Here is a 13671-nt window from a genome sequence, read left to right on the forward strand (position 1 = left end):
TTTCAAATTGTAAAAATGTTTTTTGTATCGAGACAATCATGAACGCTGAAGCTCCTCCTGAACGCAGATCGCGCGGGCGGCCCCGGGCGTGGGGCGACACCACGGAACAGAACAAAATCAAATCCCTCGATCGCGCGCTGATGATCCTGGAACGGTTGGGAGAGCGCGGCGGCGCGACGCTGACCGATTTGGCGGAAGACCTGAAGCAGTCTCCTGCAACAGTCTACCGCGTGCTGTTCACATTCGAGGCGCGCGGGATCGTGGATTTCGACCCGTCGGCGCAGACATGGCATATCGGAGCCGGGGCGTTTCAGATCGGGTCACGGTTCCTTCGCCGCACGTCACTGGTGGAACGCGCGCGTCCGTTCCTGCGTGAGCTGATGCAGCGGACCGAGGAAACCGCCAATCTGGGTATGATGCGGGACGGTCAGGTGCTGTTCCTGAGCCAGGTGGAGACGCATCACAATATCCGCGCGTTTTTCCCTCCGGGCGCGATGTCGGATATGCATGCGTCCGGCATCGGCAAGGCGTTGCTGGCGCAACTGCCGGACAAGGACGTGGCGTCGATCATACGGGCGCGAAAGCTCAGCCGGTTTACGGACGAAACACTGGTCACGCCCGAGGCGTTGGCGGCAGATCTCGAACAGACGCGGCGCCGGGGATATGCCTTTGACAAGGAAGAGAAGAACCCGGGTATGCGGTGCATCGCGGCGCCCGTCTTCGACATGCACAGCGAACCCATTGCGGGGGTGTCGATTTCCGGCCCCTCGGCCCGAATTCCTGATGAACGGGTCGAGGAGCTTGCCCGCGCGGTGCAACACGCGGCCACGCAATTGACCGAAGCGTTGGGCGGCACGCCGCCCTAGGCGACGTTGCGCAGTTCGATTTTCGGTGTGACGCCCAAAGCGTGACACACGTCACGGGTCAGATCCGGGCGGTTCAGTGTGTAGAAATGCAAGCTGTCGACACCACCGTCGAGCAGGTCAGAGCACAGTTCGGCGCAAATGGCGGTGGCAAGCAGGTCTTCGCGGCCATCACGCTCGGCCTTTTCGAACGCATCGACGACCCAGGCAGGGATATGCGTGCCACAGCGTTTGGCAAACCGCACCGCGCCTTTCCAGTTCTCGATCGGCAGGATGCCGGGGGTGATCGGTTTGTCGATTCCGGCTTTCTCGCAGGCGTCGCGGAAGCGGAAAAACGTCTCGGCCTCAAAGAAGAACTGCGTCAGTGCCTCCGACGCGCCGGCGTCAAATTTGCGCTTAAGGTAGGCCACATCGGCGTCAGCGCTTTTGGCTTCGGGATGGATGTCGGGATAGGCGCCGACGCGGATGGTAAAGTGACCCGTGTCCGACAGCGCTTCGATCAGGTCAATGCTTGATGCAAATCCATCCGGATGGGGTGTGAAACCCTCGGTACCTTTGGGCGGATCACCGCGCAGCGCGACAATGTCCGTCACACCCGCCGTAGCGAAGTCTTGTGCGATCTTCAGTGTTTCCTCACGCGTTGCGTTCACACAGGTGAGATGCGCAGCGACGGGCAGGCCGCTCGACTTGTGCAGCGTCGCAACTGCCTCGCGCGTCAGGTCGCGAGTGGTGCCGCCCGCACCGTAGGTGACGGACACGAAACGTGGGCTGAGCGGGGCCAGCGCCTGTACGGTGTCCCATAGGCGGAACGAGCCTTCGAGCGACTGGGGCGGGAAGAATTCGAAGGAAACAGAAGGTGTGGTCATCGTGAATATCCCTTGGATTTGGCACCTTGTCGCATGGACCGCATTGTGAGACAAACTCATAAAACTCATCACCAACATGAGGTGAACAGATAATGCATATCGAGTTTCGGCACCTGCGCACCGTCAAGGCCATCCATGAATGCGGTGGTGTCGCGCGGGCCGCAGACCAGTTGAACATCACGCAATCTGCGCTGAGCCATCAGATCAAGGCGCTTGAAGATCAGGCGGGGGTCGAGCTTTTTGTGCGACGGTCAAAGCCGATGAAACTGTCGGCAGCGGGGATGCGGCTCTTGCGGCTCGCAGACCAGGTGCTGCCGCAGGTCGAAGCGCTGGTGGCAGAGTTCGATGGGTTACGTGACGGGTCGTCTGGCCGCATGCATATCGCCATCGAATGTCATGCCTGTTTTGAATGGCTGTTCCCGGTGTTGGAAGCGTTCCGCAAGACGTGGCCGGATGTGGATGTCGATATCCGCCCGGGTCTGGCGTTCGATGCTTTGCCCGCGCTGCAGAAGGAAGAGGTCGATCTTGTGGTGTCCTCCGATCCGGAAGACCTGCCTGGTGTGACCTTCACCGAGCTTTTTGATTACAACGCTGTCTTCGTTGCCGCGGCGGCGCACCCCTTGGCGCAGAAAGACTATGTCGAGGCAGAGGACTTTCGCGGGCAAACGCTCATCACCTACCCGGTGGAGCGGTCCCGTCTGGACGTGTTCAGCCAGCTATTGATGCCGGCAAAAGTCGAACCGGCGGCGGTGCGGCAGGTGGAATTGACGGCCGTCATCCTGCTGCTTGTGGCCTCCAACCGCGGCGTGTCTGTCTTGCCGGATTGGGTGGTGCGCGAGGTCAAGTACAGCTCGGATTACGTCACCCGCCCGCTCACACAGGATGGAATCACGCGGCGACTTTATGCGGCGACCCGGTCAACGGACACCGACAAACCCTTTGTCTCGGATTTGATCCGGCTCGCACGTCAGGAGGCGAACCGGCTGCAAAACGTGTGACTTACATGGGCTGAAGGTTGCTGGCCATCATCCGGCCATCGCGTCCTTCCGACATTTCGAAGCTCACCTTTTGGTTGTCTTGAAGACCCTCCATCCCGGATTGCTGGACGGCGGAAATATGCACAAACACATCCTTGCCGCCATCTTCGGGGGAAATGAAGCCGTAGCCTTTTGTGGAATTGAACCACTTCACGGTGCCGCTGGGCATGGGTCCGTGTCTCCTCTTCTCGTCACTTATGATCCCCTGAGGGATCGCTCTTCGCGTGGCGGAGATCGTTTCCGCGACGTTCCACCACATCTAAAAACATTGGCTTTCTCGGACGGAAGGCAAGGGCGCGGGTCGCTTTTTAGTTGTATGCAATGATATACCGTTTTGGACAGAAAAGGGGGTGGGTATGATCCTGTATGGATTGAAGAATTGCGATACGTGCCGCAAGGCTTTGAAGGCATTGCCCAAAGCAGAGTTGGTTGACGTCTCCGTCACTCCGGTGCCGGAGGACGTTTTGGATCAGGCATTAGGCCAGTTCGGCGAGAAATTGTTGAACACGCGGTCCACGACATGGCGGGGATTGAACGACAGCGAGCGCGCGCGAGCGCCGAAGGATCTGCTGATCGCGCATCCCAAGTTGATGAAAAGGCCGCTGATTCGGGATGCCGATACGCTCTATCTTGGCTGGGACAAACGCACTCAAGAGGCGATTGGCGTCTAGGCGCGCGTTTGCATCTGGTGCAGGGCGGCGTAGGTGCCCGGTTTGGCGAGGAGCGCATCATGCGTGCCGTGCTCGATCACTGTGCCTCCGTCCATGACAACAATCTGATGCGCGTCGCGGATCGTAGAGAGGCGATGCGCGATCACCAGCGTTGTGCGCCCTTTCGACAGTTCATCCAGCGCTTCCTGGACTTTGGCCTCTGATCCGGTGTCGAGCGCGGAGGTGGCCTCGTCCAGAAGCAAGATCGGACGGTTTCGCAGCAACGCGCGGGCAATGGCGACGCGTTGGCGCTGACCACCGGAGAGGGTCGATCCGCGCGGGCCTACTGGTGTGTCGAGGCCGTCCGACAGTTGTGGGAGGAAGTCCGCGACATGCGCGGCGTCGAGAGCGTTCTGCAGGTCTTTCTCAGATACGTCGCTTTGGCCCAGTAAAATGTTTTCCCTCACGGTGTCATCGAATAGTAGCGCTTCCTGAGAGACAACGGAAAACAAACCGCGCAAATCCCTGAGATCCATATCTGAAACGGCCGTTCCGCCAATAGTCACCGTGCCACTTGTTGGATCAACAAGTCGCGTCAGGACATTGAAAACCGTGGACTTACCCGCACCCGAGGGGCCAACCAATGCCGTTGTTTGCGCGGCCTCTGCCGTGAAGCTGCAATCGCGCAAAACAGCCGTATCACCATATCTGAGTGACACGTTCTGAAGCACAATCCCGGGTATGCCGTCCGGTGCCGGTTTCGGTTGAGCGGGGCTTCGCAGCGTCGGTTCGGTATCGAGGATCTGACGGATGCGTTCGATCCCGGCCGCTGCGACCTGCCAGACGCCCGCGACGTTGCCGAGACGTCGGAGAGGTTCGAAGGCCAGACCAATCGCGGTGAAGAACGCCATGAAGTCGCCGACCGTCTTCTCGCCCGACAGGATTTCCGACCCGCCGTAGTACAGCACGCCCATGAACCCGAGACCGGCCATGATGTCGATCATGCCGGGAATGGTGGCCTGTCCCAAGGCACTGCGCGTTTCGACCTTCACGCGTTCTTCTGTCAGGGTGCGATACCGCTCGGATTGGTACTTTTCGAGCGCGTTGAGTTTGACCGGCACGATGCCGTGGAAGGCCTCGTTCAGACGGACGGACAAGCCTGCTGCGACGTCCCGGGCACGGCGGGCTTTCTTGCGGACGTAGCGTTGCAGGATCATCGACGGCGCGACAAGGATCGGCGCGCCCACAAGCGCGACCAGTGTCCAGCGCCAGTCGACGGAGATGGCGACGGCAAAAAGTGAAATCAGCGCGATCACGTCACGCCCCGCGCCGGTGATGATGGTACGCCAGACCTTGCTGATCGCGTCCACATCGCCCTCGACACGCTGCATGAGGTACCCAGGCGAATGGGTTTGGTGGTAAGCCGGATCAAGCACCATGAGGTGCGCCAGCAAGTCTTGCCGGATATCAGCGACCGACAGTTGCGAAATGTGCGTCAACAGAACCTTTTGCACGATGCTGGCCATTGCGCGCACCAGAAAGATGCCAAAGAAGACAAGCCCGACCCAGACAATCGCGTCGGCCTCACCGCCGACGAAGATGCGGTCGAACATCGGCTTCATCATGTAGCTGAGCGCACCGAACATCGCCCCTTCGAGCGACATGAAGACCATCGCCACGGCCAGCAGCTTCCAGTGTTTCGACAGGTATCCACGCCACACCCAGAGCAGCAGGCCGCGCGGGTTGATGGCGGCATCGGTCATGATACCAGCGCCCCGGGAAGGCGCAGTTGATCGGCGGGGATCTTACCGTCCCACCCGGCCTGAATGCTCGTGGCGTCGTATTCGCTGCGGATCCAATCCTCGAAACCGATGGGCTGCTTGGCGTTGCGCGCCGCATAAACGTCAAGGATGTAGTCCTGCACGCCTGTGGCCGTGAAATCGAGGTGGATGTATTTGAGCGAGAGCTGCTTGCGCGCCACCTCGACCGGTTGGTTTTCAAAGATCATCAGGTACATCGCCGCCACGAACCCCGCACGGTCCGCGCCGGACTTGCAGTGAAAGACAAACGGCTTCTCTGCGTCGCGCAGCGTGTCGATGACGTGCACGATCCGATGGCGGCTGGCCGCGTTGCGCGCCCAGAGCTTGGCATTCATCAGCTTCAGACCAAGCGCATCGCAGGTCTCTTTTTCAAAGAGATAGTGGGCGTATTTGTCTTCACCGCGCAGGTTCACAACGGTCTTGATGCCCATGCGCGCGTATTTCTCGAACCGCGCATGCGTTGGCTGGTTCGACCGGTACACGCCCGGTGCGATCTGGAAGAAATTCGTCCAGAAGGTGCGCAGGAAGGCGTGATCGAAGATGTGGTAATGGAATGCGGACCAGCGGCGGGCGCGGGGGGTCGAGATGTCCTTGCCGAACGACCGGCGCAGCTTGCGCTCGGCGTGTTCGATCTTGCTCCAGAACTCTGCGAACATCACGTCCCCTTTACATCAGGCGCGGATGTAGAGGCTGGCGCGCGTCGTGGCAAGAAGCGCGCACCATTGACGGCGCGACGTAACGGCGTAGGTTTCGGCCAAGTTGCGAGTTTTGCAGCGCTTTTCCGACCCTGGAGGTTCTTTCGTGTCCCTTGCTTCTGGCCGCACCTACCTTGCTATTCCCGGCCCTTCCGTCGTGCCTGATGCCGTATTGCGCGCAATGCACCGCGCGTCCCCGAATATCTACGAGGGCGAGTTGATCGACATGATGCCCGCTTTGACCGCAGATCTGAAAAAGGTCGCGCGCACTGATGGGCATGTGGCGATTTACATTTCCAACGGGCATGGCACGTGGGAAGCGGCGCTCGCCAATACCGTGGCGCCGGGTGAGAAAGTGCTTCTTCTGTCGACCGGGTTCTTTGCAAAGGCGTGGGGCTGGGTGGTCGAGGCGCGCGGGATCGAGGTCGATGTGCTCGATTTTGGCAATGGCGGCACATTCGATCTGGCTTTGGTGGAAGATGCGCTACGGGCGGACGCGACGCATGAGTATAAAGCCGTTCTTGCCGTGCATGTGGACACTTCGAGTTCCAACCGAAACGCGTTCGCGCCGCTGCGGCAAATCCTTGATGACCTCGATCATCCGGCGCTCCTCATGGCCGATTGTATCGCCTCCATGGGCTGTGACCGGTTCGAGATGGACGCGTGGGGCGTCGACGTGGCGATCACCGGATCACAAAAGGGTCTGATGTGCCCGCCCGGCTGCGGGTTCGTCTTCTTCAACGACAAAGCCGCAGAGGCCCGATCGCGGCTGGACCGTGTCAGCGTCTACTGGGACTGGACGCAGCGCGCCAATCCAGAGGCGTTCTACCAGTATTTCAGCGGTACTGCTCCGACGCATCACCTCTATGGGCTGCGCGTTGCGTTGGATATGATCCACGAGGAAGGTTTGGAAGCGATCTGGGCGCGGCACGACACGCTGGCGCGCGCGATCTGGACGGCGTGCGAGCATTGGGGGCAGGACGGCCCGCTGAAGCTCAACATTCAGGACCCGAACTTGCGCAGCCGCGCGGTGACATCGCTTTCGATTGGTAAACCGGACGGAAGGCGCCTGCGCCAGTGGTGTGCGGATCAGGGCGGTGTGACGCTTGGGATCGGGTTGGGAATGTCGACGGAAGAGGACCCGATGAGCGAAGGGTTCTTCCGGTTCGGCCACATGGGGCACGTGAATGCGCATATGATCCTTGGGCTGCTGGGTGTCGTGGAAGCGGGGCTTGCAGCCATCGGTGTGCCGCACAGACCGGGTGGCGTGGCCGAGGCGGCAAAAGTGGTGTCAGGCGTCTGACGGCCACTGGATTTCTCTGCTGGCGCGATACTGCTCCACCCGCGTGATACCGTGGTTCAGCAGCCATCCGGTCAGGATCACGGCAAACAGGCCGAAATTCGCCCAGATCACACCGAAAATCCACAAAAGGTTCACAAAGATGAGGATCAGGTTCGCCGTGGTGTAATCCTCGACCCGTTTTGCGTGCTTCTGTTGCATCGCTGTCTCCGCGTAGAAATGGCTCTCTGTGCTGCGACAGAATAGCGCAGTCTGCGGCTCTGTCAGGCCCGAATGCATCAGAAATCCCAAAACTTTTCGTGAAGATGCGGTGCAGTGACTATTTCCGCGCCGCTGCGAGTGCCTTTGGCAGCGCTTTCTCAAAGATATCGAGGTCAACGGGTCGGCCCGCACTCACACGGATGGCGCGGTTTCCGGGGGCAACAAAAGGCATCCGTACGAAAACACCTTCGGCGATCAGACCATCAAGAACGCGCTTGGCAAACGCCCCGTCCTCCCCGCAATCAATGGCCACGAAGTTGGTCGCTGAGGGCAGGGGGGTTAGCCCGTTCGCGCGTGCGATCGCGCCGATCCGATTGCGGGCCTCGGCGACAAGCTCGACCACCTCTTCGAGCCACGCGTCATCTTCGAGCGCCGCCAGCGCGCCGGCTTGCGCGATGCGGGACATCCCGAAATGGTTGCGGACCTTGTCGAAGCTTTTGATCAGTTCCGGCGCGCCAATGCCGTAGCCGACGCGCGCACCGGCCATTCCGTGCGCCTTCGAGAAAGTGCGCAGGCGGATGACGCGGGGATCATCGGGGTCAATTTCGGGCGCGGTCCCGTGCGGGGCGAATTCGATATAGGCTTCGTCCAGGATCAGAAGCGTTCCATCGGGCAGGGCATCCAGCGCCTTTTCGATGACAGACCCGCTGTGCCAACTGCCCATGGGATTGTCCGGGTTGGCAAGATAGACCAGCTTCGCCTCGACTGACCGCGCCATTTCCATCAGGGCATCGACGTTTTCATGATCGTCCTTGTAGGGGACCTTGTGCAGCACACCACCAAAGCCCGCCACGTGGTAGTTGAATGTGGGATATGCGCCGTCGGACGTGACGACGGGATCGCCCGGCGCGACCAGCATGCGCACGAGATACCCGAGCAATCCGTCGATGCCTTCGCCGACGATGATGTGTGCATGGGTCGTGGAAAGCCGTGCGGAAAGGGCTGAAATCAGGTCATGGTTGGTGGGATCGGCGTATTGCCAGCACTCGGTCGTGGCATCCTGCATCGCCGCCACGGCGAAGGGCGACGGCCCAAAGACGCTTTCATTGGCCCCGAGCCGTGCGTCAAACGGCGCGCCGCGCTGGCGCTCCTGCACTTCGGGGCCGACGAACGGCACGGTCGAGGGCAGGGTTTCGACAAGTTTGGTGAAGCGCGGTCCGGTCATGCCCTGTCTATGCCGTCTGCGCGCGCGTCCGACAAGCGCCCAAGAATTTTCGTACGAAAATTCTTGGGCCCCGCCCATGCAACCTGCTGCTGACCGGTTAAGGCAATGTGCACATGGTGGGGTGCATCTCGTCGCAGGGGCCACGCATCCGTCTCTGCAAGCGATGTTGCCTCTAGTGTTCAAGCGTCAGCCAGTGCTTGACCCTCCCGAGACAAGCCGCCACTTATCCGAAAGAGCAGAAAAGAGACCGGTATGGCCCAAACCCCAGCCCCGTTTGCCCCGTTCGAGTGGATGATCGCGTGGCGCTACCTGCGCGCGCGGCGGGCCGAAGGCGGGGTCAGTGTCATGACGTGGATCAGCCTCATCGGGATCACACTCGCCGTCTTCGCCCTTATCGCCACATTGGCTGTGCGGTCCGGGTTTCGGGCGGAGTTCGTCGATACGATCCTGGGCGCGAATGCTCATGTGACCGTCTACTACAGTGCCGAGCAGGATGAATTTGGGCGTCTCACGCGTACCATCGCAGAGTATGACGCCATCTCAGAGGCAGTGGCCGCCGTACCGGGCGTCACACGTGCGGCGCCGCTTGTGAAGGGGCAGGTGATGGCCACGGCCAACGGGCGCAACGCGGGCGTCGAGGTGTTTGGCATCTCTCAGGACGATCTCGCCACGGTACCGCGCGTGGCCAATCCCGAAACTGCCCAAGGAGATCTGTCGCGGTTCAGCGAGGGCATCGCGCTTGGGTCTGGGGTCGCGCGCGAACTCGGGGTGGCTCTGGGCGACAAGGTGCGATTGATCTCGCCCGATGGCGTGCGCACGGCCTTCGGCACAAGCCCGCGCGTCAAGGCCTATGAGATTGTCTACGTGTTTACTGCCGGGCGGTATGACATCGACCGCACGCGGGTCTACATGCCGTTCGACGAGGCACAGCTCTACTTCAACCGGGAGGGCGTCGCGGACGAAATCGAGGTCATGGTGACCGAGCCTGAGCGTGTCGGAGAGATCACCCTGCCCATCGTCACAGCCGCCGGATCGCGCGCGCTGGTCTGGACGTGGCAGGATGCCAGCGGCGGGTTTCTTCGGGCGCTCGAGATCGAGGACAATGTGATGTTCATCATCCTTTCGATCCTCGTTTTGATCGCTGCGATGAATATCGTGTCGGGCCTCATCATGCTGGTGAAGAACAAGGGGCGCGACATCGGCATTTTGCGAACCGTGGGGCTGACCGAAGGCGCGGTGCTGAGGGTGTTCTTCATCTGCGGGGCGTTCACCGGGCTGATCGGTACAGCGGCAGGCGTCGTGTTCGGCTGTCTTTTCGCGCTCTATATCGATCCGATCTTTTCGTTTGTGAATTACGTCGCAGGCGGCGGGGTCTGGGACCCGGCCGTGCGCGGCATCTACGAGCTTCCGGCTCAGCTGCGACTGGGCGACGTGCTGAGCGCCGTGGCGCTGTCGTTGGGTCTGAGCTTCATCGTCACCTATTTCCCCGCTCGGCGGGCGGCACGGATGAACCCTGTTGAGGCGTTGCGCTATGAGTGATGTGGCGCTGAGGCTGAGCGGGATCACCAAGGCCTACAACCTCGGTACCCCCGGCGTGGTTGAAGTCCTGCGCGGCGTGGACCTCAACCTTGCTCCGGGAGAGATCGTGGCGCTTGTGGCACCCTCGGGCGCCGGGAAATCGACTCTGCTACACATCGCGGGTCTTCTGGACACGCCCGACGCAGGATCGGTGGAGATCTCGGGTGAGGCTGTCAGTGCGCAATCGGACCGTGTTCGGACCGCGGTCCGCCGTGACAGTGTGGGGTTCGTCTACCAGTTCCATCATTTGCTGCCCGAGTTCAGCGCTTTGGAAAACGTGGTGCTGCCGCAGCTGGCGGCTGGGAAAGCGCGCAGGGAGGCGGATGCGCAGGCACTTGCGCTTCTGGATGCCGTCGGGGTCGCGCACCGTGCGGGTCACCGTCCTGCAGAGCTCTCGGGAGGTGAACAGCAGCGCGTTGCACTCTGCCGTGCGCTGGCCAACGGGCCAGCCGTTCTACTGGCGGACGAACCGACGGGTAACCTCGATCCAGAAACGGCGGAGACCGTGTTCGCGTCGCTTCTACGTCTGGTCCGGGAGACCGGTCTTGCGGCCTTGATCGCGACGCACAATCTTGAGCTCGCGGGCCGTATGGACCGTCAGCTCCGTTTGGATCAGGGTGTCCTGACCGTCGCGTGACGGCAGCAAAGCCAACACGCCACGCATTTGAAGGGGAGGACGACAATGGCCGAGATCCGCATTTCCGAGATTGAAGATGTGACGCGCGCGGCTTTGCTGGCGCATGGCGCATCGCACATCGTTGCCGATACGATGGCTGACGCGGTGCGCTGGGCCGAAGCGCGCAGCAATCGGATTTGCGGTCTGTATTACCTGGAAAGCTATTGCCAGCAGTTGGGTTCAGGCCGGGTGAACGGGACAGTCACGCCCGAGGTCAACAAGGTCAGACCGGCCGTGATTGAGGTCGACGCAGGCTACGGCTTTGCACAGCCTGCGTTCCGCGATGCGCTTGGTAATGCGGTGCAAGGCGCGCAGTCTTGCGGTCTGGCCAGCCTTCTGGTCCGCCACGCACATACCTGCACTGCGCTGGGCTGGTTCACTGAAGCCATCGCGCGCAAAGGTTTGATTGGTCTTGGCGTCACCAACGCCTCCCCGATCGTTGCGCCGCCGGGGGGCAAGACACGGGTGCTTGGCACGAACCCGATGTCTTTCGCGGTCCCGGATGGGGCGGGCGGCGTTGCGATGATTTTTGACCAGTCGACGACCACCGTGGCACTTGGGCGGATCACCATGGCGAAGGCGGCGGGCGAACCGATCCCCGAGGGCTGGGCGGTAGATGCCGAAGGGCGTCCGACTACTGACCCCGACGCGGCTTTGACAGGGTCACTTTGCAGCGTGGGTGGCTACAAGGGCTGGGGGCTTGGTCTGATGGTGGAGGTCCTTGCGGCAGGGCTCGCCGGTGGGACGGCAAGCCGGGACGTCAAACCGCTCAAGGCGCCGGAGGGTGATCCGCACGACCTGGGGCACAGCTTTTTCCTGATCGATCCCGGTATCCGCCCCGACTTCCACGACATGGTATCTGGCTTGGCCGAGGCTGTCTCACAGGACGACGGCGCGCGCCTGCCGGGGCAGGGCAAGGAACTCTTGGACACTGTCGAGGTCCCGGATGCGTTGTGGCAGGCAACGCTCGCGCTGGCTGGACGGTGACACATGGTTCACGCGAACGTTTGATGCGTGCGAGGCGCGCGATTTGCTAGAACACCCTGCAATACATGCGAGGTATGTTCATGCGTTCCCTGTTGGCAGCTTTTCTGACCTGCGCTTTTTCCCTGCCGGTGTTGGCCGCGCCGGTCTCGTTCGACGGGTCGTGGAAAACGCAGAAGTTTTCGCTCTTTTCGTCGAACACATACGGGTTCAACGGCAATTCGGTTTCGGTGGCCTCTGACGGGTCTGTGTCGCTGGCGTATCGCCAGTTGGACACGTCGTTCTGGGATGCCACGTCGGCGCGGTGGTCGTGGCGGGTGGATGAAGGGGTTCCTGCAACTGACCTCCGCAACAAGGGCGGCGACGACCGCAACCTCGCGCTGTATTTCGTTTTCCTGCCCCAGTCAGAGGCCGAAAGCCTTCGCGGGGCCAGTGTGCGGCGCCTGTTGACGAACAACTCCGCCCGAGTGCTCGTCTATGTCTGGGGCGGCGCGCACAACCGGGGTGCTGTGCTGAGCAGCCCGTATCTGGGCAATCGCGGGAGGACGATTGTCCTGCGCGGGTCCGGCACCGGCAGTGAGAGCGAAAACGTGGATCTGGCACGGGATTACGCCAATGCATTCGGCGGCAGCGCTGCATTGGTTGGGATCGCACTGTCCGGCGACAGCGACGACACCAACAGCCGAATTCGTGCGTCGATCTCTGGCTTGCAGGTGAACTGAGCGCGCGGTGTCGACATCACGGTCAAGCGCGCTGGGTGATCCAGACGCCCAAGGCCATGACGGCAATGCCTGTGGCGCGGGTCAGGCTCAGCGGACTGATCCGTGCACCGAAAAGGCCGAAATGATCGATCAACGCGGCTGAGATCAACTGACCGAGAAGCACAAAGAACACCGCATTGCCGACGCCGAAATGCGGTGCGACATATGTGATGGAGAGCACGTAGAACGCCACCAGCAGTCCCGCCAGCATCAGGTGTTTTGGCGCCAGCGGCACGCCTGCCAAGGCGCGTGGTCCGGTAATCAGGGTCACGAGGGTCGTGGCTGATAAAGCGACGCAGAATAGGATCATGGCAGCCGCCGCCGGTGACCCAAGCCGGACGCCCAAAGCGGCGTTCAGCGCGGCCAGCAGGGGAATGCCGATGCCTGCGGCAAGCATGGTGATCGCGTAAACTGGCATGGTCGATGTCCCTGTATTCTACCTCCCGGCAACAATGCGCGCATGGGACGGGCTTGTCATCCGTGAACCGTACCGCGGTGGCATCCGCTGCGGTTGCGCGTTGCGGAAAAGACAGGCACTCTGCGCGCATCGAGCAAGGAGGCCAAAATGCCCGCATTCCGTTTCAGCCTTGGTCTGGCCGCCGTCGCCGTTTCATTTGTCGGGGCCTGCGCCTCTGAGGACATGCCGGAGGCCAGCGACGGGCAAGCGCTTTACATGACCTACTGCGCAGTCTGTCACGCGGCCGATGGCACGGGCAATGGTCCGATGGCAGCCGAAATGGACCCCGAACCAGCCGATCTGACGCTCATCGCGGCGCGCAACGGCGGCGACTTTCCGGTCGCGCAGATCCTGTCGAAAATTGATGGATACGCGCAGGGTGGCACAACCGGACCCAGCATGCCGATGTTCGGCGATCTGTTCCGGGGGGATCTTGTCCCGCTTGATACCGGGGACGGCGTGATGACGCCGACGCCGCGCAAACTGGTGGCGCTCCTGGAGTATATCGAGAGCATTCAGGTCGCGGAGTAGATGTTGAGGGGCTCCGCCCCCGCGCCG

At 61.5% G+C, this 13671-nt stretch carries 16 protein-coding genes; 9 read left to right on the plus strand and 7 right to left on the minus strand.

The window, feature by feature from the left end:
- The first annotated feature begins 38 nt into the window (after positions 1-38).
- Positions 39-866 carry an HTH-type transcriptional regulator BhcR gene (gene bhcR, locus BUA42_RS04335; RefSeq protein ID WP_143152611.1) on the plus strand — a complete coding sequence of 276 codons (828 nt, stop codon included), beginning with the start codon at positions 39-41 and terminating at the stop codon, positions 864-866.
- Here the strand turns inward: bhcR and metF are convergent.
- Entirely contained in the window at positions 863-1729 is an 867-nt protein-coding gene (gene metF / locus BUA42_RS04340; RefSeq protein ID WP_072776427.1) for a methylenetetrahydrofolate reductase [NAD(P)H], read from the minus strand. The genes bhcR and metF overlap by 4 nt on opposite strands.
- A gap of 92 nt (positions 1730-1821) precedes the next feature.
- Between metF and BUA42_RS04345 the strand changes: the two genes are divergently transcribed.
- The gene (locus BUA42_RS04345; protein ID WP_072776428.1) at positions 1822-2727 is read left to right on the plus strand and encodes a LysR family transcriptional regulator; all 906 of its coding nucleotides are present in this window, start codon (positions 1822-1824) and stop codon (positions 2725-2727) included.
- Position 2728: 1 nt separating this feature from the next.
- On the opposite strand, the gene BUA42_RS04350 is transcribed toward BUA42_RS04345, so the two are convergent.
- Entirely contained in the window at positions 2729-2935 is a 207-nt protein-coding gene (locus BUA42_RS04350; protein ID WP_072776429.1) for a cold-shock protein, read from the minus strand.
- Positions 2936-3122: 187 nt separating this feature from the next.
- Here BUA42_RS04350 and BUA42_RS04355 point away from each other — a divergent pair, with 187 nt between their 5' ends.
- A complete protein-coding gene (locus BUA42_RS04355) occupies positions 3123-3437 on the plus strand; it encodes an arsenate reductase family protein (protein ID WP_072776430.1) in 315 nt (104 codons plus the stop codon).
- Here the strand turns inward: BUA42_RS04355 and BUA42_RS04360 are convergent.
- Positions 3434-5179 (minus strand): ABC transporter ATP-binding protein, encoded by a 1746-nt coding sequence (locus tag BUA42_RS04360; protein WP_072776431.1) that lies wholly within the window; start codon positions 5177-5179, stop codon positions 3434-3436. The genes BUA42_RS04355 and BUA42_RS04360 overlap by 4 nt on opposite strands.
- The gene (locus BUA42_RS04365) at positions 5176-5892 is read right to left on the minus strand and encodes a phosphatase domain-containing protein (protein ID WP_072776432.1); all 717 of its coding nucleotides are present in this window, start codon (positions 5890-5892) and stop codon (positions 5176-5178) included. Before BUA42_RS04365 ends, BUA42_RS04360 begins: the two co-directional genes overlap by 4 nt.
- A gap of 145 nt (positions 5893-6037) precedes the next feature.
- On the opposite strand from BUA42_RS04365, the gene BUA42_RS04370 reads away from it, so the two are divergent.
- Positions 6038-7234 (plus strand): pyridoxal-phosphate-dependent aminotransferase family protein, encoded by a 1197-nt coding sequence (locus tag BUA42_RS04370; protein WP_072776740.1) that lies wholly within the window; start codon positions 6038-6040, stop codon positions 7232-7234.
- Here the strand turns inward: BUA42_RS04370 and BUA42_RS04375 are convergent.
- Together BUA42_RS04375 and BUA42_RS04380 are read right to left on the minus strand one after the other, a co-directional pair.
- A complete protein-coding gene (locus BUA42_RS04375; RefSeq protein ID WP_072776741.1) occupies positions 7223-7432 on the minus strand; it encodes a histidinol phosphate aminotransferase in 210 nt (69 codons plus the stop codon). The genes BUA42_RS04370 and BUA42_RS04375 overlap by 12 nt on opposite strands.
- 118 nt (positions 7433-7550) lie before the next feature.
- On the minus strand, positions 7551-8657 hold the full coding sequence (locus BUA42_RS04380) for a pyridoxal phosphate-dependent aminotransferase (protein ID WP_072776742.1): 1107 nt from the start codon (positions 8655-8657) through the stop codon (positions 7551-7553).
- A 252-nt stretch (positions 8658-8909) separates the two neighbouring features.
- Here BUA42_RS04380 and BUA42_RS04385 point away from each other — a divergent pair, with 252 nt between their 5' ends.
- From BUA42_RS04385 to BUA42_RS04400, 4 genes are all read left to right on the plus strand, one after another.
- Entirely contained in the window at positions 8910-10196 is a 1287-nt protein-coding gene (locus tag BUA42_RS04385) for a lipoprotein-releasing ABC transporter permease subunit (RefSeq protein WP_072776433.1), read from the plus strand.
- Positions 10189-10872: an ABC transporter ATP-binding protein gene (locus BUA42_RS04390; RefSeq protein WP_072776434.1), complete on the plus strand. Its 684-nt coding sequence runs from the start codon at positions 10189-10191 to the stop codon at positions 10870-10872. Before BUA42_RS04385 ends, BUA42_RS04390 begins: the two co-directional genes overlap by 8 nt.
- Positions 10873-10917: 45 nt before the next feature.
- A complete protein-coding gene (locus BUA42_RS04395; RefSeq protein ID WP_072776435.1) occupies positions 10918-11898 on the plus strand; it encodes an Ldh family oxidoreductase in 981 nt (326 codons plus the stop codon).
- An 80-nt stretch (positions 11899-11978) separates the two neighbouring features.
- Positions 11979-12617 carry a DUF3047 domain-containing protein gene (locus tag BUA42_RS04400; protein WP_072776743.1) on the plus strand — a complete coding sequence of 213 codons (639 nt, stop codon included), beginning with the start codon at positions 11979-11981 and terminating at the stop codon, positions 12615-12617.
- A 22-nt stretch (positions 12618-12639) separates the two neighbouring features.
- Here the strand turns inward: BUA42_RS04400 and BUA42_RS04405 are convergent, their stop codons facing one another.
- Positions 12640-13074 (minus strand): DMT family transporter, encoded by a 435-nt coding sequence (locus tag BUA42_RS04405; RefSeq protein ID WP_072776436.1) that lies wholly within the window; start codon positions 13072-13074, stop codon positions 12640-12642.
- A 147-nt stretch (positions 13075-13221) separates the two neighbouring features.
- Here BUA42_RS04405 and BUA42_RS04410 point away from each other — a divergent pair, with 147 nt between their 5' ends.
- A complete protein-coding gene (locus BUA42_RS04410; RefSeq protein ID WP_072776437.1) occupies positions 13222-13644 on the plus strand; it encodes a c-type cytochrome in 423 nt (140 codons plus the stop codon).
- The last annotated feature ends 27 nt before the right edge of the window (positions 13645-13671 follow it).

This window comes from Marivita hallyeonensis, assembly GCF_900129875.1.
GTDB lineage: Bacteria > Pseudomonadota > Alphaproteobacteria > Rhodobacterales > Rhodobacteraceae > Marivita > Marivita hallyeonensis.

What these genes read in the sequence shown, in the direction of transcription:
- bhcR (WP_143152611.1), top strand. Translation starts at nt 39, where the DNA reads ATGAACGCTGAAGCTCCTCCTGAACGCAGATCGCGCGGGCGGCCCCGG.
- metF (WP_072776427.1), bottom strand. Translation starts at nt 1,729, where the DNA reads ATGACCACACCTTCTGTTTCCTTCGAATTCTTCCCGCCCCAGTCGCTC.
- BUA42_RS04345 (WP_072776428.1), top strand. Translation starts at nt 1,822, where the DNA reads ATGCATATCGAGTTTCGGCACCTGCGCACCGTCAAGGCCATCCATGAA.
- BUA42_RS04350 (WP_072776429.1), bottom strand. Translation starts at nt 2,935, where the DNA reads ATGCCCAGCGGCACCGTGAAGTGGTTCAATTCCACAAAAGGCTACGGC.
- BUA42_RS04355 (WP_072776430.1), top strand. Translation starts at nt 3,123, where the DNA reads ATGATCCTGTATGGATTGAAGAATTGCGATACGTGCCGCAAGGCTTTG.
- BUA42_RS04360 (WP_072776431.1), bottom strand. Translation starts at nt 5,179, where the DNA reads ATGACCGATGCCGCCATCAACCCGCGCGGCCTGCTGCTCTGGGTGTGG.
- BUA42_RS04365 (WP_072776432.1), bottom strand. Translation starts at nt 5,892, where the DNA reads ATGTTCGCAGAGTTCTGGAGCAAGATCGAACACGCCGAGCGCAAGCTG.
- BUA42_RS04375 (WP_072776741.1), bottom strand. Translation starts at nt 7,432, where the DNA reads ATGCAACAGAAGCACGCAAAACGGGTCGAGGATTACACCACGGCGAAC.
- BUA42_RS04380 (WP_072776742.1), bottom strand. Translation starts at nt 8,657, where the DNA reads ATGACCGGACCGCGCTTCACCAAACTTGTCGAAACCCTGCCCTCGACC.
- BUA42_RS04385 (WP_072776433.1), top strand. Translation starts at nt 8,910, where the DNA reads ATGGCCCAAACCCCAGCCCCGTTTGCCCCGTTCGAGTGGATGATCGCG.
- BUA42_RS04390 (WP_072776434.1), top strand. Translation starts at nt 10,189, where the DNA reads ATGAGTGATGTGGCGCTGAGGCTGAGCGGGATCACCAAGGCCTACAAC.
- BUA42_RS04395 (WP_072776435.1), top strand. Translation starts at nt 10,918, where the DNA reads ATGGCCGAGATCCGCATTTCCGAGATTGAAGATGTGACGCGCGCGGCT.
- BUA42_RS04400 (WP_072776743.1), top strand. Translation starts at nt 11,979, where the DNA reads ATGCGTTCCCTGTTGGCAGCTTTTCTGACCTGCGCTTTTTCCCTGCCG.
- BUA42_RS04405 (WP_072776436.1), bottom strand. Translation starts at nt 13,074, where the DNA reads ATGCCAGTTTACGCGATCACCATGCTTGCCGCAGGCATCGGCATTCCC.
- BUA42_RS04410 (WP_072776437.1), top strand. Translation starts at nt 13,222, where the DNA reads ATGCCCGCATTCCGTTTCAGCCTTGGTCTGGCCGCCGTCGCCGTTTCA.